Annotated in this window: 17 protein-coding genes; 7 read left to right on the top strand and 10 right to left on the bottom strand. The window is 70.6% G+C overall.

The window, feature by feature from the left end; translation table 11 throughout:
* Positions 1-47 precede the first annotated feature (47 nt).
* A complete protein-coding gene (gene pabB / locus FPT20_RS07455) occupies positions 48-1,442 on the bottom strand; it encodes an aminodeoxychorismate synthase component I (protein WP_158864029.1) in 1,395 nt (464 codons plus the stop codon).
* 64 nt (positions 1,443-1,506) lie between these two features.
* Between pabB and FPT20_RS07450 the strand changes: the two genes are divergently transcribed.
* The gene (locus tag FPT20_RS07450) at positions 1,507-2,310 is read left to right on the top strand and encodes an aminotransferase class IV (RefSeq protein ID WP_158864027.1); all 804 of its coding nucleotides are present in this window, start codon (positions 1,507-1,509) and stop codon (positions 2,308-2,310) included.
* Here FPT20_RS07450 and cydC read toward each other — a convergent pair.
* From cydC to FPT20_RS07430, 4 genes are read right to left on the bottom strand one after another with little or no spacing between them, the layout of a single operon-like run.
* Complete coding sequence (gene cydC, locus FPT20_RS07445) at positions 2,307-3,977, bottom strand: thiol reductant ABC exporter subunit CydC (RefSeq protein WP_158864025.1); 1,671 nt, start codon at positions 3,975-3,977, stop codon at positions 2,307-2,309. The genes FPT20_RS07450 and cydC overlap by 4 nt on opposite strands.
* Positions 3,970-5,622 carry a thiol reductant ABC exporter subunit CydD gene (cydD, locus tag FPT20_RS07440; RefSeq protein WP_158864023.1) on the bottom strand — a complete coding sequence of 551 codons (1,653 nt, stop codon included), beginning with the start codon at positions 5,620-5,622 and terminating at the stop codon, positions 3,970-3,972. Before cydD ends, cydC begins: the two co-directional genes overlap by 8 nt.
* Before the next feature lies 1 nt (position 5,623).
* Positions 5,624-6,655: a cytochrome d ubiquinol oxidase subunit II gene (gene cydB, locus FPT20_RS07435; RefSeq protein WP_158864021.1), complete on the bottom strand. Its 1,032-nt coding sequence runs from the start codon at positions 6,653-6,655 to the stop codon at positions 5,624-5,626.
* Between the two features lie 15 nt (positions 6,656-6,670).
* Complete coding sequence (locus tag FPT20_RS07430) at positions 6,671-8,083, bottom strand: cytochrome ubiquinol oxidase subunit I (RefSeq protein WP_158864018.1); 1,413 nt, start codon at positions 8,081-8,083, stop codon at positions 6,671-6,673.
* A 91-nt stretch (positions 8,084-8,174) separates the two neighbouring features.
* On the opposite strand from FPT20_RS07430, the gene FPT20_RS07425 reads away from it, so the two are divergent.
* The 3 genes from FPT20_RS07425 to FPT20_RS07415 all read left to right on the top strand — a co-directional run bounded on the left by FPT20_RS07425 (position 8,175) and on the right by FPT20_RS07415 (position 10,197).
* On the top strand, positions 8,175-8,543 hold the full coding sequence (locus FPT20_RS07425) for a BlaI/MecI/CopY family transcriptional regulator (RefSeq protein WP_158864016.1): 369 nt from the start codon (positions 8,175-8,177) through the stop codon (positions 8,541-8,543).
* 3 nt (positions 8,544-8,546) lie between these two features.
* Positions 8,547-9,488, top strand: a complete 942-nt coding sequence (locus FPT20_RS07420) for a M56 family metallopeptidase (protein WP_158864014.1) — start codon at positions 8,547-8,549, stop codon at positions 9,486-9,488.
* 82 nt (positions 9,489-9,570) lie between these two features.
* Positions 9,571-10,197, top strand: coding sequence for a TetR/AcrR family transcriptional regulator (locus tag FPT20_RS07415; protein ID WP_158864012.1), 627 nt, complete (start codon positions 9,571-9,573; stop codon positions 10,195-10,197).
* A 107-nt stretch (positions 10,198-10,304) separates the two neighbouring features.
* Here the strand turns inward: FPT20_RS07415 and FPT20_RS07410 are convergent, their stop codons facing one another.
* The 5 genes from FPT20_RS07410 to FPT20_RS07390 all read right to left on the bottom strand — a co-directional run bounded on the left by FPT20_RS07410 (position 10,305) and on the right by FPT20_RS07390 (position 14,503).
* Positions 10,305-11,249, bottom strand: coding sequence for an ABC transporter substrate-binding protein (locus FPT20_RS07410; protein WP_158864010.1), 945 nt, complete (start codon positions 11,247-11,249; stop codon positions 10,305-10,307).
* A gap of 56 nt (positions 11,250-11,305) precedes the next feature.
* Complete coding sequence (locus FPT20_RS07405; protein ID WP_158864008.1) at positions 11,306-12,049, bottom strand: ABC transporter permease; 744 nt, start codon at positions 12,047-12,049, stop codon at positions 11,306-11,308.
* The gene (locus FPT20_RS07400) at positions 12,046-12,735 is read right to left on the bottom strand and encodes an ABC transporter permease (RefSeq protein WP_158864006.1); all 690 of its coding nucleotides are present in this window, start codon (positions 12,733-12,735) and stop codon (positions 12,046-12,048) included. Before FPT20_RS07400 ends, FPT20_RS07405 begins: the two co-directional genes overlap by 4 nt.
* Positions 12,732-13,619 carry an ABC transporter ATP-binding protein gene (locus FPT20_RS07395; protein ID WP_158864004.1) on the bottom strand — a complete coding sequence of 296 codons (888 nt, stop codon included), beginning with the start codon at positions 13,617-13,619 and terminating at the stop codon, positions 12,732-12,734. Before FPT20_RS07395 ends, FPT20_RS07400 begins: the two co-directional genes overlap by 4 nt.
* Positions 13,620-13,846: 227 nt before the next feature.
* Positions 13,847-14,503, bottom strand: a complete 657-nt coding sequence (locus tag FPT20_RS07390) for a TetR/AcrR family transcriptional regulator (RefSeq protein ID WP_158864002.1) — start codon at positions 14,501-14,503, stop codon at positions 13,847-13,849.
* A 195-nt stretch (positions 14,504-14,698) separates the two neighbouring features.
* Between FPT20_RS07390 and FPT20_RS07385 the strand changes: the two genes are divergently transcribed.
* The 3 genes from FPT20_RS07385 (at position 14,699) to FPT20_RS07375 (ending at position 18,037) form a co-directional block, all read left to right on the top strand.
* A complete protein-coding gene (locus FPT20_RS07385) occupies positions 14,699-15,760 on the top strand; it encodes an App1 family protein (RefSeq protein WP_158864000.1) in 1,062 nt (353 codons plus the stop codon).
* Positions 15,761-15,837: 77 nt separating this feature from the next.
* Positions 15,838-16,914 (top strand): winged helix DNA-binding domain-containing protein, encoded by a 1,077-nt coding sequence (locus FPT20_RS07380; RefSeq protein ID WP_158863999.1) that lies wholly within the window; start codon positions 15,838-15,840, stop codon positions 16,912-16,914.
* 34 nt (positions 16,915-16,948) lie between these two features.
* Complete coding sequence (locus tag FPT20_RS07375; RefSeq protein WP_233265430.1) at positions 16,949-18,037, top strand: FUSC family protein; 1,089 nt, start codon at positions 16,949-16,951, stop codon at positions 18,035-18,037.
* The last annotated feature ends 15 nt before the right edge of the window (positions 18,038-18,052 follow it).

Below are 18,052 nucleotides of genomic sequence, written 5' to 3'. Positions count from 1 at the left end.
GTCCGGGCGAGGGCCCGGCTTCCAAGTTTACTGAACGCGGGAGGCGCTCAGTCCGTTCCCAGCGGCCCCGCAGCACCGAGGGCGGTCAGGAGCGCGCGGGCCTTCACGCGGACCTCCTCGAGCTCCGCCTCCGGCACGGACAGCGCCGTGATCCCGCCGCCCGACCCGATCTCGGCGGTTCCCTGCGCGAAGCGGATGCTCCGGATCACCATGGCGAGGTCGGCGCTCCCGTCCGAGCCGAGGTAGCCGAAGCACCCCGAGTACGCCCCGCGCGGCCCGCGTTCGAGCTCGTGGAGGATGCGCATGGCGCTCAGCTTCGGCGCGCCGGTCATCGAGCCCGCGGGGAAGCACGCGCGGAGGGCGTCGAGGGCCGAGAGTCCCGGGCGGAGGCGTCCCTCCACGGTGCTCACCAGCTGGTGGACGTGCGCGTAGCTCTCGACCTCGAGCAGGTGCCGCACCTCCACGCTGCCGGTGCGGCAGACCCGTCCGAGGTCGTTGCGCATGAGATCGACGATCATGACGTTCTCGGCCTGCTCCTTCTCGCTCGCCTCCAGGTCGGACCGCAGCGCCAGGTCGGCGGCCAGGGTGGCTCCGCGGGGACGGGTCCCCTTGATCGGCTTCGTCCGCACCCGCCCGTCCGGATCGACCTGGAGGAACAGCTCCGGCGAGGAGCTGACGAGCACCTCCCCCGCGATCCTCAGGAAGCCGGCGTGGTGCGCCGGGCTCGCCCGGCGGAGCGAGAGATGCACGCTCAGCGGATCGGCATCGGTCGCGGCGCTGACTCGGTTCGTGACGCAGAGCTGGTACGCGTCCCCGGCCCGGATGCTCTCCTGTGCGGCCCGGATCATCCGCAGATACTCGCTGTCGTCGTGCCGCCAGAAAGGGCTGGAGGGTATGACCGGGTGCTCCTCCTCGTAGCGTCGAGCGAAACCGGCTGCAGCCTCCAGCCGCGCCTCCGTGCTCCTGCACCAAGCGCGGCCCTCCTCGTCGTCCGCCGCGATGAGCTGCACCGAGCGGGAACCGTGATCGAACACCAGGAGGCGCTCGGCGAACAGGAGCCCTGCGTCGTGGGTACCGGTGTCCGACGGGGAGACGGGTGCTCCGGCCGCGACGGCACCGGCCTCGTACCCGATCCAGCCGTACCACCCGGTCGGTGCTGGGAGCCGCCGGCCGCGTGAGTCGAGTGATATCGGCTGCGCCAGGGCCGTCGCCGTTGAGAGGAGGTCGCCGGCGCTCTTGTGCCCATCCACGGTAACCGTCCCGGTTGCCAGCTCGGCGGTCAGCACGCGCTCCCCGGTCGCGATGATGCTGAGACCGCCGTCGGCGTCGGGACCGGAGTCGAGCCAGACGACGTCGTCCGTGGAGCGGGCGAACAGCGCGGCGAAGGCGTCGGCCGGGTCCGTCCAGCCGTCGAGCGCCCGCACGAGCAGCGGGAGGGGCATCGCTCCAGATTAGGGGACGGTGACTCGCCGGACACCGTCGCCCGGGGACGCTAACGTGGTCCGGATGGAATCGACGAATGCGGTCTCCGACTGGGCCGGCGGATCACTCGTCCCGCGCGTTGATTGCGAGCCGACCGAGACGGAGCTGCTCGTGGCTGACTCGTTCCTGGTGCGGGAAGGGCGCGTGCTCGCCCTCGGTCTTCATCGCGCCCGGTTCCTCGACTCGGTCCGCGAACAGGGCGCGGGAGACCGCGGCGACGTCGAGGCGTTCTGGGCGGCCGCCGTCGCGGCGCTCCCGAGCCACGGAGACTGGTTCCCGCGCTTCGAGGCCATCCGCGTGCGCGGGGCGGCACGGCTGCGCTTCCGGCTCCGCTCGGCGCCGCAGCTCAGCGAATCGCTCGTCGTGATGACGGCAGCGCACGACCCGCGCCGCACCCCCCGGGTCAAGGGCCCGGACATCGAGCGGTTGGGAGCTCTCCGCCAGGCGGCCCAGAAACGGGGAGCTCAGGAGGCGGTCATCCTCGACGAGGGCTTCGTCTCCGACGGGGCCACCAGCGCGCTGCTCTGGTGGCGTGGCGGGATGCTGTGCGCCCCTCCCCTCTCGCTGCCGCGGGTGGACAGCGTCGCAGCGCGGACCCTCCGCGGGATCGCCGCCGCTCTCGGCGTCCCCGTCGACGAGGAGGAGGCCGCTCCGCCCGATCTCGAGGGCACGGAGCTCTGGGCCGTCAATGCGCTCCACGGGATCCGTCTGGTGACCCGCTGGATCGACGGGCCCTCGCTCGCGCGCGACCCCGCGCGATTCGCCGCGTGGCGGGGCCGGTTCGATGCGCTGGCCCGCCCGCTCCCCGGACCGGGCGATCGGCCTTAGGCCACCACTCGCCCCTCCTCGAGGCGCAGCGAACGGTCGAGCAGCTCGGCAGGCACGTCGTCGTGCGAGATCATCAGGACCGTGCGCCCGTCGGCCGCGGCTGTCGACAGGACGTCCCGGACGATGGCCCGGCCGGTCTCGGCATCCACGTTCGCGGTCGGTTCGTCGACGACGAGTACCGGGAAGTCGGCGAGGAGCGCCCGGGCGAGGGCGATGCGCTGGGCCTGTCCGCCGGAGACGAGGGCGCCGCGCTCTCCGACGGTGGCGTCGAGCCCTCCGCGCGAGACCGCCCAGTCCCCGAGCCCGACGCGGTCGAGCACCGACATCAGCTCTTCGTCGGTCGCGGTCTCCCGAGCGAAAAGGAGGTTCTGCCTCAGGTCGGCGTCGAAGAGGTACGGCCGCTGCTCGCAGAGCCCGACGACGCGCCGCACCTCGTCCTGCCGGACGGTCCGCGCCTCCCGGCCGTCGATCGTGTACGACCCGGCGTGCTCGAGGAACCGGACCAGCACGTGCGCGAGAGCCGTCTTGCCCGCGCCGGTGGGGCCGCTGAGCAGCACGCGTTCTCCCGGTCGGAGGCGGAGATCGACTCCGCTCAGAACGTTTCCGTGCTCCTCCGGCCAGCTGGCGGATACTCCGGAGAGCCGGATCTCGGGGACGCGCCGCCTTCCGTCGGTCTCGAGGGGCCCGGCGTCCGCGCCGTCGACCGGAACGCCGGCTGGGACTGCCACCGGGGCGGTCTCAGCGATGCGATGAGCCGCCACACTCACCCGTCGCCACGCCGCCCACGCGGTCGGCATGGTGCCGAAGACCTCGAAGACCGCGATCGGGAACAGCGCGAGGACCGCGAGCTGCGGTGCGTCCACGACTCCCGACCGGAAGGCGGGTACGCCGAACGCGAAGGCACCTGCCGTGGCGAACCCCGCGGCCAGCGAGACCGCCGCTGCGGCGAGGCCGGCCCCCGCAGCACGCCTACGCACGGCCGCCGCGAGCGCGGCGGACGCTCGGGACGCACGGGATCGGGCTGCATCCAGGGCGCCGTAAGCGGTGAGCACGTCGAGGTTCCGGACGAGATCGTGGATGCCGTCGTCTAGCTCTGCCCGCAGCGGGGAGATGGACCGCTCGGCCGAGGCTGACGCCCAGCGGTTCAGAAGCGTTCCGGCGGCGAAGGCGGCGACGAGCGTCACCGCGAGCACGGCACCCGCCGGCGGGAGGATGAGGGCTGCGAAGACCACGCTGAGCACCGCGACGAGTCCGGCGGAGACGAGAGGCTGCACGACCCGTAGGGAGAGGTCCTGCAGCTCGTCCACGTCGTCGGCCACCCGCGCCAGGAGGTCGCCGTCCCGAGTGCCGCGCAACCCGTCCGGGGCGAGCGGGACCAGACGGCGGAACATCAGCGCGCGGACCGTCCCGAGCTGCCGGAACGCCGCATCGTGACCGGCGAGGCGCTCGAGGTAGCGGAACGAGGCGCGCCCGAGGGCGAAGGCCCGCACGCCGACGACGGCGGCCGACAGGTAGAGCATCGCGGGCTGCTCGGATGCGCGCGTGATCAGCCAGGCGGACACCGCCAGCAGGGCCACGGCGGACGCCGCGCTCAGGACGCCCAGACCGACAGCGGTGGCGAGGCGCCGGCCGTCGGGCAGCGCGAGTCGCAGGATCCGGTCAGACACGCGCCACCCCCTGGAGCTCGATGACCCGATCGGCTGCGGCCGCGACGGCGGGGCGATGGCTGGCGACGACGACCGCGATGCCCTCGTCGGCGATGTGCCGGAGGGAGGCGACGAGCGCCCTCTCTGTCATGGTGTCGAGCGCCGATGTCGGCTCGTCGAGGATGAGCACGGGGCACCCCCGCGTCCGGAGGCGATAGAGCGCGCGGGCAACGGCGACGCGTTGCGCCTGGCCGCCGGAGAGGCCCGAGCCGCCGCTCCCCAGGACCGTCTCGGGCGAGAGGTCGCCCGCGGCCGCCTCGGTGAGCGCCCGGTGGATGGCCGCGGCCGACGGGGCCGGGTCGCCCAGGGCGATGTTGGAGGCGACCGTGCCCGCGAGGAGTCCCGGGAGCTGTCCGCTCCAGGCGATCGCGTCGCGACGCCCGTCGACGTCGTCACGGCCGCCTGCCGAGATGCGACCATCGAAGCGGGTGAAGCCGAGCGCGGCGCGCAGGAGGCTCGTCTTGCCGCCGCCGCTCGGAGCGCTGAGCACGACCAGTTCACCCGGCAGCACGGACGCGGAGAACCCCGCGGCGGGCGGCTTCCCGCCGTGTCCGACGGTGACGTTGTCGAAGCGGATCCCTTCACCGGCCCGGTCCGCGCCAGCCCGAGCCGCCGTCGGCGCGACGCCCGCGGCTGCCGCGCGGGGAAGATCTTCCGCCTCCTCGATCACGGCGAAGGCCCGCGATGCCGCCTCGATGCCCTCGGTCGCCGCGTGATAGCCGGCGCCGACGTTGCGCAGCGGAAGGAAGGCCTCGGGCGCCAGCAGCAGCACGAACAGGCCCACCGTGAGGTCGAGCGACCCGCTGAGGAGGCGCAGCCCGATCGTCACGGCGATCACGGCCACCGAGAGGCTGGCGGCGAGCTCGAGCACGAACCCCGACAGGAAGGACATGCGGAGCACGCGCATGGTGTGCAGCCTGTACTCCTCGCTCACCGCGCGGATGCGCGCCTCCTGGCGGTGCTGGCGCCCGTAGAGCTTGAGCGTCGACAGACCGCCGACGACATCGAGGAAGCCCCGCGAGAGGCTCGAGAGCGCGGACCACTGCCGGCTCTGGGCGGATTGCGTGGCCCACCCGACGAGAACCATGAACACGGGGATGAGGGGCAGGGTGACGAGGAGAATGACGCCGCTGGTCAGGTCCTGCCATCCGATAACGACGACGAGGAGGGGCATGGTCACCGCGGTCGCGACCAGTTGCGGGAGGTACCCCGAGAAGTAGCGGTCGAGGGCCTCCATGCCGCGCCCGGCGACCAGCGTCACGTCGACGGCGCTCCGGGATGCCGTCCATCCTGGTCCGAGCCGGGCCACCGAGCCGAGCAGCCTCTCGCGCAGCTGCCCGACGACGGTCGCGCCGCCTCGCGCGGCCGTGACCTGCGCCGCCCAGAGGAAGCCGGCCCGCACGGCGACGACGACGAGGAGCGAGCCGAGCTGCACGCCCAGCTCGGCGGCAGCCTCCCCGCGGATGGCGCCCACGACGAGGTCCGTCACGAGCCACGCGAACGCCACGGTGGCGGCGGTCTGCAGCAGGGTCAGGAGCGCGCCGGCCGCCAGCACGCCGCGCGTGGCGGATGCGTAGCGGAGCAGCCTCGGATCGAGCGGGCGCACGTCAGACCGCTGCCCGTTCCCCGGGCTCGCTCCCGGTCTCCTGAGGGATGTGCTCGCGCGTCACGCGCTTCCGGAAGATCCAGTAGGTGAACGCCTGGTAGACGAGGATCAGCGGGAGGAACACCAGCGCGACCCACGACATGATCGTCAGCGTCAAGGGAGAGCTCGACGCGTTCGCGATCGTCAGGCTGTTCTCCGGATTCGGGGAGGACGGCATGACGTTCGGGAACAGGGCGGCGAACAGCGAGACCACGGCCAGGGCGATGGTCGCCGCCATGAGGCCGAACGACCACCCCTCCGCTCCCCCGGCGTTGGCGATCCACGAGCCGATGAGCGCCAGAGCCGCGAGCCCCGCGAGCAGGACGAAAACCGGTGAGAAATGCGCGGCAGCGGTCCACCCGAGGAAGACGGCGGCGACGACGATCGCCGCGATCCCCGAGCGGGAGGCGAGCCTCCGGGCCCGGACTCGGATGTCGCCGTCGGTCTTCAGCGCGACGAACAGCACCCCGTGCGTGAAGAACAGCAGCAGGGTGGTCAAGCCGCCCAGCAGCGCGTAGCCGTTGAGGAGGTCGAAGAGCGTCCCCGTGTAGTCGTGGTGCGCGTTGAGCGCCACGCCCTGGACGATGTTCGCGAACGCGACGCCCCAGAGGAACGAGGGCACCGCGGACCCGACGATGATCATCCCGTCGAACCAGCGCTTCCACCGCGCGTCCGGACGCTGATGCCGGTACTCGAACGACACGCCCCGCACGATCAGCGCGAGGAGGATGAGGAGGAGAGCCAGGTAGAAGCCGCTGAACAGCGTGGCGTACCACTCCGGGAACGCGGCGAAGAGAGCCGCGCCTCCCACGATCACCCAGGTCTCGTTGAGGTCCCACACCGGGCCGATCGTGTTGATCAGCACGCGACGGTCGACGTCGTCGCGGCCCAGGAAGGGCAGCGACATGCCGACGCCGAAGTCGAACCCGTCGAGCACGAAGTAGCCGACGAAGAAGAACGCGACGATGCCGAACCAGAGAACCGCCAGATCCATCCGAATCCCTCTTTCCTAGTAGACCGTCGCGACCGGGACGTGCTTGCCCTCGTCGTCGAGATGCTTCTCGACGGGATCGGGGCCCTTCTGCGCCGCGCGCTTGATGACCAGGAACTCGACGACGGCGAGCACGCCGTACACCGCCGTGAAGGCGAGAAGCGAGATGAGCACCTCGAGTCCCGTCGTCCCGGGAGAGACGCCGTCCTTCGTCTTCATGAGGCTGAAGACGATCCACGGCTGCCGGCCCATCTCCGTGAAGACCCAGCCCACGATCATCGCGAGCAGCGACAGCGGCATGCCCCAGATGGCGATCCGCCACTGCCAGCGGTGCTGCGGCATCCGGCCCTTCCTCGTCAGCCACAGGCCGACGACAGCGATGAAGGCGTGCAGCATGCCGAGCCCGATCATCCAGCGGAACGCCCAGTAGGTCACCCAGATGACCGGGGTGTAGTCGCCGGGGCCGTAGAGCTGCTGGTACTGCGCGTTCAAGTCGTTGATCCCTTCGACCGTCCCGTTCAGGGTGTGGGTCGACAGGAACGAGAGGAGGTACGGGACCCGGATCGAGAACAGTTCGTGGACACCGTCGGGCGTTCCGAGCGTGAAGATCGAGAAGGACGCGTCCGCGCCGGTCGACGTCTTGTACAGCGCCTCCGCCGCAGCCATCTTCATCGGCTGGGTCTCGACCATGGCGAGCCCGAGCTGGTCTCCGCTGATGACCGTCCCCACCGCCGCGCCGACCATCAGCCACAGGCCGAACTTCAGAGCGGGGCGCATGGAATCGAGGTGGTGTCCGCGCGACAGATGCCAGGCCGCGACCGAGATGATGAGGCCCGCGGACACCATGAAGCACCCGAAGATCGTGTGCGGGAACGCTGCGAGGGCCACCTTGTTGGTGAGCACCGCCCAGAGGTCCGTGAGCTCCGCCCGGCCGCGCGCATGATCGATCGTGTACCCGACGGGGTTCTGCATGAACGCGTTCGCCGCGAGGATGAAGTACGCCGACAGGATCGAGCCGATCGCGGTGACCCAGATCGTGGCCAGGTGGAGGCCGCGCGGCAGCTTGTCCCAGCCGAAGATCCAGAGACCGATGAAGGTCGCCTCCAGGAAGAACGCCAGGAGGCCCTCCAGGGCGAGCGGCGCGCCGAAGATGTCCCCCACGAAGCGGGAGTAGTTGGACCAGTTCATCCCGAACTGGAACTCCTGCACGATGCCCGTGACGACGCCCATCGCGAAGTTGATGAGGAAGATCTTCCCGAAGAAGTGCGTGAGCTGGAGGTAGTGCGGCTTCCCTGTGCGGTACCAGGCCGTCTGGAAGATCGCCGTGACGGTCACGAGGCCGATGGTGAGGGGGACGAACAGGAAATGGTAGATCGTGGTCAGTCCGAACTGCCAGCGGGAGAGCAGCAGCGGATCGAGGAGATCGTGCACGACGTCACCTTTCCGGTCGACTTCTACATGTCGTAGAACTTACTTCTACGCAGTGTAGAACATTCGCGGCGTCGCCGGGTATCCTTGTGTCGTGGCAAATCTCGGAGAACTGGAACGCGCGGTCATGGACGCCCTGTGGGACGACGGCGCGCCCATCAGCGCCAACGACCTCCGCGACAAGCTCGCCGCTACCCGGGGCGACCACAAGCCGCCGGCGCTGACCACCGTCCTCACCGTCCTCTCGCGCCTGGAGTCCAAGGGTTTCGTCCGGCGCGATCGTGACGCGCGTCCGCACCTCTACACGTCCGCGCTCAGCCGGGCCGGCCATGTCGCCGACCTCATGCGGGAGGTCCTCGAGTCGTCCTCCGACCGGAGTGCCGCGCTCGCCTACTTCGTCGGCACGGTCGACGACTCGGAGGCGCAGGTCCTCCGCCGGCTGCTCGACGCGCGCGCCAGCTGACACGTGGCCGTCGACACGACGGCGCTGGTGCTCGGCGCGCTCGCCGTCGCCCTCGCCTGGCCGATCCCCCTCCTCCTCGCGCGAGCGACGTGGCCGACCGCCGCTCCCGTCCTCGCCGTCGCCCTCTGGCAGTCGATCGCGCTCGCCGGCGGGATCTCGATGATCGGCTCGCTCCTTCTGGCCGGGCTGCAGCCGTTCGGCGACGACCTCGTGAGCCGGATCCAGGGTGCTGCGGGGGCTCTGTTCACGGGCCCGCTCCCCCCGCACGCGACGCTGTTCAACGCGTTCCTGCTGAGTGCCGCCGTGCTGCTCACGGCGCACCTCCTGCTCAACCTGGCCCTCACCTCCGTTCGCAGCCGCAACCAGCGTCACCGGCACATGGAGCTGCTCCGGCTGCTCTCGTCCCCCATGCCCGACGCACCGAGCACGAGGGTCATCGATCACCCCGCGCCGGCCGCCTACTGCCTCCCGGGGGCACGGAGCGTGACCGTCCTCTCCGAGGGGATGATCGACCTCCTCAGCCCGCCCCAGCTCGACGCCGTCGTCGCGCACGAGCGCGCCCACCTCCGCCAGAAGCACCACCTGCTGCTCGACGCGTTCCGGTCGTGGAAGCGGGCGCTCCCCTGGTTCCCGATCGCGACCCGGGCGCAGGATGCCGTGGCGCTCCTCCTCGAGATGCTGGCCGACGACACCGCGCGCCGTGACGCCGGCGATGCCGTGCTCGCCCAGGCCATCCGGCTCGTCGACGACACGGGTCAGGCCGGCGCGGCGCTGGGGGCGCCCAAGGACCGCCGTACCCCGGAGCAGCGGCGAAGCGCTCTGGTGGCGAGGGAGTCGCGGCTCGAGCACGGCGGACGTGTCGTCGGTCCGGTGCTGCGCGCCACGGTGATCGCTTGCACCGTCCTGCTGGTCCTGGTTCCTCCGGTCCTGGTGCTCACGAGCTGATCGCGGGCCGGTCCGCGGCCTACCGGCGCGCCCACCGGCGTGCGCCGCGGGACAGCACTCGGCGCGCCGGTAGCATTCCGGTATGCCGAAGAAGGGGTCATACGCGAAGGGGATCGCCAAGCGGGAGGAGATCCTCACCCGGGCCCTCGAGGTGTTCGCCGAGAAGGGCTACCGGAAGGCCTCCCTGCGGGAGATCGCCGAGTCCGTCGGGTTGAGCCAGGCGGGTCTGCTGCATCACTTCTCCTCGAAGGAGGAGCTGTTCGCCGAGGTCCTCCGGAAGCGCGACGAGGTCGACACCCGGGGCGAGGGGCTCGACGCCGCCCGGCAGGACGCTTTCGCCGGCCTCACCCGGGTGATCCGGCACAACGCGGAGGTCCCGGGCCTCGTCCAGCTGTACGCCACCATCTCGGCCGAGGCGGCGGACCCGGACCACCCGGGCCACGACTACTTCGTGGAGAGATACGCCTCCATCGTGGGCGCCCTGGAGGCGTACATCCGCTCGGAGCAGGACGCCGGCCGCGTCCGCAGTGACGTCGACGCGCGGCAGCTCGCCCGCCTGAGCGTCGCGGTCGCGGACGGCATGCAGGTGCAATGGATGCTCGACGACACAGCGGACATGGTCAGCGCCGTGGAGAGCTTCTGGTCGTTGCTGGCCGCGGCGCCGTCCGCATCCGCCCCGCCGGAGGGGCGAGATTCGTCACGAATGTAGGCGACGGCGGCTCAGAAAGCGACATTCGGCACGAATGCAGAAGACCGCTTGAGACGACGAAAGCGGCGGCCCGGTCGCCCGAGCCGCCGCGTCGTGGAGGGGTGGAGTCAGCCCTTGATCGGGTGCTGCTTCAGCCACTCCTTCGCGAGAACATCGGGCTGGGTCTTGCTCGCGCCCTGGTTCTCACCGTTGAGCTGGATGAGGTCGTCGGTGGTGAGCTCCTTGGAGACGGCGTTGAGGACCGACTTGACCTTGTCGGAGGCCTTCGAGCTGTTGATCAGCGGCAGGATGTTCTGCGCCGCGATCAGGCTCCTGGGGTCCTTCAGGGTCACGAAGCCGTTGTCCTTGATCGCGGGCGTCGTCGTGTAGATGTCGGCCAGCTGCACGTCGCCGTTCTTGAGCGCGGCGACCGTCAGCGGGCCACCCGAGTCGTTGATCGGCTTCAGGGTCGCGGTCACGCCGTAGGAGGACTTGAGTCCCGGGATCCCGTAGGGACGTGTCTCGAACTCGGGGTTCGCGCCCACGGTGAGCGGCTCCGTCACCTTCTTCAGGTCGTCGAGGCTCTTCACGTTGTACTTCTGCGAGAACTCCTTGGTGACGTTGTACGAGTCGGCGTCCTGCGCCTCCGACTGGTCGAGCACCTCGTAGCCCTTCGGCAGGGCGTCGTTCAGTGCCGCGTAGACGTCCTTGCTGGAGCTGGCGGTGCTGTTCTTGTCGTAGAACTGCAGCAGGTTGCCGCTGTACTCGGGGATGAGGTCGATGGAGCCGTCCTGGAGCGCCTTGAGGTAGACGTCGCGCTGGCCGATGCTCGGCTTGTACGAGACCTTGACGCCGTTGGCTGCGAGGGCCTGGCCGTAGATCTGCATGAGGATCTCGGACTCGCCGAAGGCGGCGGAACCCACCGTGATGGAGCCCCCGGAGCCCGAGCCGGCCGAGGAGGAGCTGGAGTCCGTGCTGAACGCGCCGCCACCGGACGAGCACGCGCTGAGCGCGAGCAGGGCTCCGGCCGCGAGCACGCCGGCCGCTACGCGGGCCTTCGTGGATCGGAACATGGTGTCTTCTTTCTTCTCTGTGTGCAGTGGTGCGTGGAACGGATCGTGGTGCGGGTCTAGAGGTCGGCCTGGCGCCCGGGGAGGGTGATCCCGAACGCGCGGCTCTGGTCCTTGGTGTGGGAGGTGCGGACCGCCCCGGCCGCGACGCCTCTCGGCACCACGATCTTCTGGACGATCGCGAACACGCCGTCGGTGACCAGGGCGAGCAGGACGACGATGATGGATCCGCCCAGCATCTGGGGATAGTCCTGCACGGCGAGGCCGTCGATGAGGAAGCGCCCGAGGCCGCCCACGGGCAGGATGGCAGCGACGGTCCAGGTCGCGATCACCTGGAGGCCGCCCGACCGCACACCGCCGATCACGAGCGGCAGCGAGAGCGGCAGCTCGACCTTGGTGAACACCTGCCAGGCCGTCATCCCGATCCCTCGGGCGGCGTCGATCGTCTGCCGGTCGACCGACTGCAGCCCGGAATAGGCGCCCGCGAGCACCGGTGGGATCGCGAGGATGGTGAGGGCGATCAGCGGAGGGACGATGGTGAGGTTCGTGGTCAGGAGGGCCAGGTAGATGACCAGACCCAGCGTGGGGAGAGCGCGCAGCGCACCTGACACGCCGACGGACAGGCCCCGGAACCGACCGGTGTGACCCACCGCGAAACCGATCGGCAGGGCGATCGCCGCGGCGAGTATCAGCGTCAGGAACGAGTACCAGATGTGCTCGAGCGTCCGCACGGGGATGCCGCCCGGGCCCATCCAGTGAGCCGGGTCGGTGAGCCAGCCGAAGGCGGCGACGAAGTCGGTCATGCGCCGGTCACCGCCTTCATCGCGGCCGCGCTGCCGAGACGCCGGGCCCGGCGGTCCCGGTGCGTCCACGGCAGCACGAGGCGTCCGAGTACGACGAGCACCAGGTCGAAGACGAGAGCCACGATCATGATCATGACGATCCCGACGGCGACCTCTTCGGTGTACGCCCGGTTGAGGCCGTCGGTGAACAGATAGCCCAGATTGAGCACGCCGAGCAGAGCTCCGACGCTGACGAGGCTCACCGTGCTCACCGACACCACACGGAGCCCGGCGAGCAGGACCGGACCCGCCAGGGGCAGTTCGACGGTCCAGAACCGCTTCCAGGCGGAGAACCCGATCGCCGTCGCCGAATCGATCACGTCGCCCGGGACCGACGCGAGGGCATCGGATGCGGTCCGCACCATGAGCGCGAGCGCGTAGATGCTGAGCGCGACCACGACGTTGGCCGGGTCGAGGATCTTCGTTCCGATCAGCGCAGGCATCGCGAAGAACAACGGAAGCGACGGGATGGCGTACAGGATGCCGCCGATGGTCAGCAGCACCGGCCGGCTCACCTGGTAGCGGTTGGCGACCCAGCCGATCGGGAGGGAGAGGATGAAGCCGACGACGATCGGGATGGCGCTCAGCCACACGTGTGCGAGTGTGAGACTCCAGACCTGGCCGAGATTCGACCACAGGAAGCTCACGAGAGGTCCTCACCCTGCGCCGGAGCACCCGCGACCGGAACGGTCGCGGCCTTTGCCTCGGAGTGGGGGTGTGCCCGGTCGAGCACGCCCGCGGGACGCCCGTCGGCGTCCACCAGCACGGAGCCGGTCGGTGTCTGCTCGAGGTGCAGCGACCGCCTCCCCCGCTCGGCGCCGATGAAGGAGGCGACGAAATCGTCGACCGGGGCGGCGAGGATCTCGGAGGGCGTGCCCTTCTGCGCGACGACGCCGCCCTTCCGGAAGATGACCACCTGGTCGCCCAGCTTGAACGCCTCGTCGATGTCGTGGGTGACGAAGACGACCGTCTTGCCGAGCTCGCGCTGCAGGCGGAGCAGCTCGTTCTGGAGCTCGTCGCGGACGATCGGGTCGACGGCGCCGAAGGGCTCGTCCATCAGGAGGATGTTCGGGTCGACGGCGAGACCGCGCGCCACGCCGACGCGCTGCTGCTGGCCGCCCGACAGCTGGCTCGGGTAGCGGTCGGCGAGCGAGCGCTCGAGCCCCACGGTGTCCATCAGCTCGAGGGCGCGCGACCGCGCCTCCTTGCGCTTCACGCCCTTCAGGAGCGGGACCGTCGCGATGTTGTCGACCACCTTGCGGTGCGGGAGCAGGCCGGAGTTCTGCATGACGTAGCCGATGCTCCGCCGGAGCGCCACCGGCTTGAGCTGCTGGACGTCTTCGCCGTCGATCTCGATCGTTCCGCTCGACGGGTCGACCATCCGGTTGATCATCCGGAGGATCGTCGTCTTCCCGGAGCCGGAGGAGCCGACGAGGACGGTGATCTCACGGGACGGGATGACGAGCGAGAAGTCGTCGACCGCCAGCGTCCCGTCGGGGAACCGCTTGGTCACCGACCGGAATTCGATCACGATCGCGACCGATCTCGGGTGGGGGCTGGAGTTGCCATCCTCTCCACCCAAACAGCGTTCGGTGATTTTGGCAACGAATTGCGTCGAAATGTGGCATCCAGGGTCCGTCGCACGCGGGCCCCCCTTCCGTCGGGAATCGGTCTGCACGTCGTATTCGGTGCACAGCCGCTGTCGGATGCCAACCTGCCAGGCCCCACCGACATTCCCGGCCTCGGACCGCCCGGAGCCTACGACTCGTCGCCGTAGCGGCGCTCGAGGTACTCGCGCGCCACGGTGCGCGCCTCCTCGATGTAGCGTTCGTCGCCGCGCGGGTCGTCGACGAACGCGCGGTTGACCAGCGCGTCCATCATCTCCACGACGATCTCGAGCCGGAAGGCGAGCTCGTCGCCGGCGGGCAGGTCGTACTCCTCGGCGAGGATGGTGGCGAACCGCGTCGCGAACGAGACGTCGCGCGCCACCTCCTCCTCGGGCACCCCCGAGCGCTCGGCGTCGGTGAAGCGGATGATGCGGAAGCCGGGCTCGGTGCGGAACATGTCCACGAAGGCGTCGATCGCGCACTCGACGGCGTTCCACCAGTGCTCGGGCTGCTGCGCGTCGATCGCGAGGACGACGCGTCGGCGGTAGCGGAGCACGGCGCGGTCGCGCAGGGCTTGAAGCAGAACGATCCGGTCGGGGAAGTACCGGTACACCGTGCCGATGGAGGCGCCCGCGCGCTCGGCGACCATCGCGGTGGTGAGACGGTCGAACCCGATCTCGTCGACGACCTCTGCTGCGGCGTCGAGGAGGGCGTCGATGCGCGCGGCGCTGCGCTCCTGGATGGGCTCGGTGCGGACCAGGGGCGCTCCGACGGCGTTCTGACCGGCGACCAGGTCGTTGATGGGCACGAGGGCGACTCCTTCTCTCAGTCGATGATTGCGGTGGTTCGGGTCCCCAGCCCTGGCCGGCATGCCGACGCTCCCCCGATCATATTCGGGGAAAGCTCACTTCTGGGCGGGAATCGGCTGTGACGCGCCGCAGAATGGCCCCCAGATCGGGGGCTGGCGAAGCGCGTCGACTCTCCATGAGACACTAGGGCGCATATGCCCCCCGAAGCAGAAGCCCTTGCGCACGGCCCGCTCATGCACCGCGCGGCCCGGATCGAGGACGCCTTCCACGAGTTCCGCGCACGCCGGGCGCGCCGTCGCGGGTTCCTCGCCACGGTGGTGCCGTACACCGGCTACGGGGCGCCGACCTGGGTGCGGATCCTGGGGCGCGTCGTGCTCGCGAAGGAGCCCCGCCCGGGCAGCCGCGCCGAGCGCAAGCACAAGCGCCGGGAGGAGTCGATCCGCGGGTGGCGCTCCTTCGTCAGCGTCCCCGTCTCCGACACCCCGGTGACCGTCGAGATCGAGGGCGACCGGCACGTGGTCCACCCCGACCGCGGCGGCGTGATCGACACCGTCGTCCCCGTGCAGCTGACTGCCGGCTGGCACACCGTGCGGCTCTCGACCGCAGAGTCGTCGCGGGTCTTCGAGGCTCCCGTGTTCGTGGTCGACCCGGCCGCCACCTTCGGAGTCATCTCCGACATCGATGACACCGTCATGGTGACGGCGCTCCCCCGCCCGCTCCTCGCCGCCTGGAACACCTTCGTCCTCGACGAGCACGCCCGCGTCCCCACGCCCGGCATGGCCGTCCTCCTCGAACGACTGGCGACCGCGCACCCCGGCGCGCCGGTGATCTACCTGTCGACCGGGGCGTGGAACGTGGCGCCCACGCTCTCGCGCTTCCTGTCGCGGAACCTCCTGCCGCCGGGCCCGCTCCTCCTCACCGACTGGGGTCCCACGCACGATCGCTGGTTCCGCAGCGGGCGCGAGCACAAGCGCACGAGCCTCGCCCGGCTCGCCGAGGAGTTCCCGGGCCTCAAGTGGCTGCTCATCGGCGACGACGGTCAGCACGACGAGGCGCTCTACGCCGAGTTCGCCGCCGCGCACCCCGAGAGCGCCGCCGCTGTCGCCATCCGCCAGCTGTCGAGCGGCGAGGCGGTGCTGGCCGGCGGCCGGTCGAAGGCGGAGAAGCACAGCGGGGCCTCCGGGACGCCGTGGATCTACGCCCCGGACGGCGCGGGCCTCAGCGAGCAGCTGACGGCGCTCGGCCTCCTGCCCTGATCGGGCCATCCCCGTCGCCCTGAGCCCACCGCATCCGGGACGGCAGCGCTGTCGGCGGTCTCTGCCAGGCTGGAGCCGTGTCCGCCCGACGAGCTGATCTGCTCCGCATGCGTCGCCTCGCCCACGCGCTCGACGGCGATCGCGAGACGTCTCCGACCGCGGTCGTCGACCGCCTCCTCGCTGTGCAGGCGCAGGACTTCGGCGCCGCATGCTTCGCCCTCGCCGTCCGCACCGAGCGCCCTTCCCGCGCCGAGGTGCTCGCCGAGCTCGATGCGGGTCGCATCGTCCGCTCCTGGCCGATGCGAGGCACGCTCCACTTCGTCCCGGCGCGAGACCTCGGCTGGATGCTGGCGCTGACCTCCGAGCGCATGGTCGCCGGGCTCGCGGCACGACAGCGGGCGCTGGACCTCGGTCCGGCCGACTTCGACCGCGCTCGCGACCTCGTCACGGCTGCTCTCGAGGGAGGACGAAGCATCGACCGCGCCTCGCTCATGGATCTCTGGGAGGCCGGCGGCGTCAGTACCGCCGGACAGCGCGGCTACCACCTGATCTACTACCTCGCCCAGATCGGCGTGCTCTGCTGGGGCCCGACGCACCGCACGCAGCAGTCCCTCGTCCTCCTCGACGAGTGGGTGACGGACCCGCGATCGCTCGAACCCGACGAGGCGTGGGCGGAGTTCCTCTACCGCTACCTCGCCGGGCACGGTCCGGCGACCATCGCCGACTTCGTATGGTGGACGAAGGGTACGGTCGCCGGTGCCAAGCGCGGCCTGGCGGTGCTGGGTGACGCCGTCTCATCGTTCACGGTCGACGGGATCGACTACTGGGTGACCGCCGAACTCGCCGACCGGGCAGCAGGGGCGCCGGTCTCCCGGGCGGAGCGCGAGGCCGTTCATCTCCTGCCCGGCTTCGACGAGTACCTCCTGGGGTACCGCGACCGGGGACCCGTCCTCGATCCGGAGCATTTCGACCGGATCGTGCCCGGCGGGAACGGGGTCTTCGCTCCGATCATCGTGGCCGGCGGCCGGGTGGTCGGCACCTGGAGGCGCCGCCCCGACGGGTCCGTCGAACCGGCGCCGTTCGACCCGCTCAGCGCCACCCGGCAACGCGCGGTCGACCGGGCCGCGGAGGCGTACCGCCGCTACCTCGCGTGAGGCGACCCGGACGGCCTCCGACTACCCTGGAGGGGTGGCTCTGAAACGCCCCCGCAGGCTCCTCCCGTCCGGTGTCGCGCTGCCGGCCAACATCACGGCGCAGACCCGGACCCCGTTCCTGCAGGTCGCCAAGACCGCCGCGGCCATGATCATCTCGTGGGGGGTCGCCTGGCTCCTCCTGCCCGGCGAGCTCCCCGTGTTCGCGACCATCGCGGCGCTCCTGGTGGTGCAACCCAGTGTCAACCAGTCGATCGGCCGAGCCGTCGAGCGGTCGATCGGGGTCATCGTGGGCGTGGTGGTCGCCTACCTCATCGGGCTCGCATTCGGCACGAACAGCTGGATCGTGCTCCTCGCCGTGGTCGCGTCGCTCCTGCTCGCCTGGGCCCTCAAACTCACACCGGGCACCGCCAACCAGGTTCCGATCAGCGCGATGCTCGTCCTCTCGATCGGGGCGACGAATCCCGGGTACGCCTTCGCACGGATCATCGAGACCGTCATCGGCGCGGCCATCGGCGTCATCATCAACCTCGTGGTCGTCCCTCCCGTGCTGACCGGGCCGGCCCGGGAAGCGGTTCTGGCTCTCGGAAACGAGATCGCCGCCACGCTCGACCGGCTCGGCACCGCGCTCACGACGCCGCAGACGTCCGGTCAGCGCGACGCGCTCCTGATCGAGGCGCGCCTCCTCCGGCCGATGGAGAAGAAGGCCGACACAGCGCTGACCGCGGCCCGAGAGAGCCTGACGCTCAATCCGCGGCAGTCACGTCACCGGGAGGAGCTGGAGCACGACGAAGCCCTGTTCGAGCGCTTGAAACCGCTGATCAACCGCTCGATCGGCATGACGAGAGCGGTCCACGACCACTGGGACGACGGCCTCCTCGACGAGCCGACCATGTCGGCGGTCGCCGAGGAGCTGCGCCGGGCCTCGCATGACCTGCGTCTGCTGACACGCGACCCCGAGGCGCCGGACAGCGAGCCCGACACACTGACCGCCGGCGTGCCCGTCCTGACCGCACCCCTCGTGATCACGACGCCGAACCCGCAGCACTGGGTGCTCCTCGGGTCGCTCATGGAGGACCTCCGCCGGGTCCACTCCGAGATCACCGGCGACACCGACGCCCCCTGAGCCGGGCCCGGGCGC

The organism is Leifsonia sp. AG29 (genome assembly GCF_009765225.1).
Lineage (GTDB): Bacteria > Actinomycetota > Actinomycetes > Actinomycetales > Microbacteriaceae > Leifsonia.
Note: the sequence above shows the minus strand (reverse complement) of the source record. Positions and strands in the feature narration are given on the sequence as shown.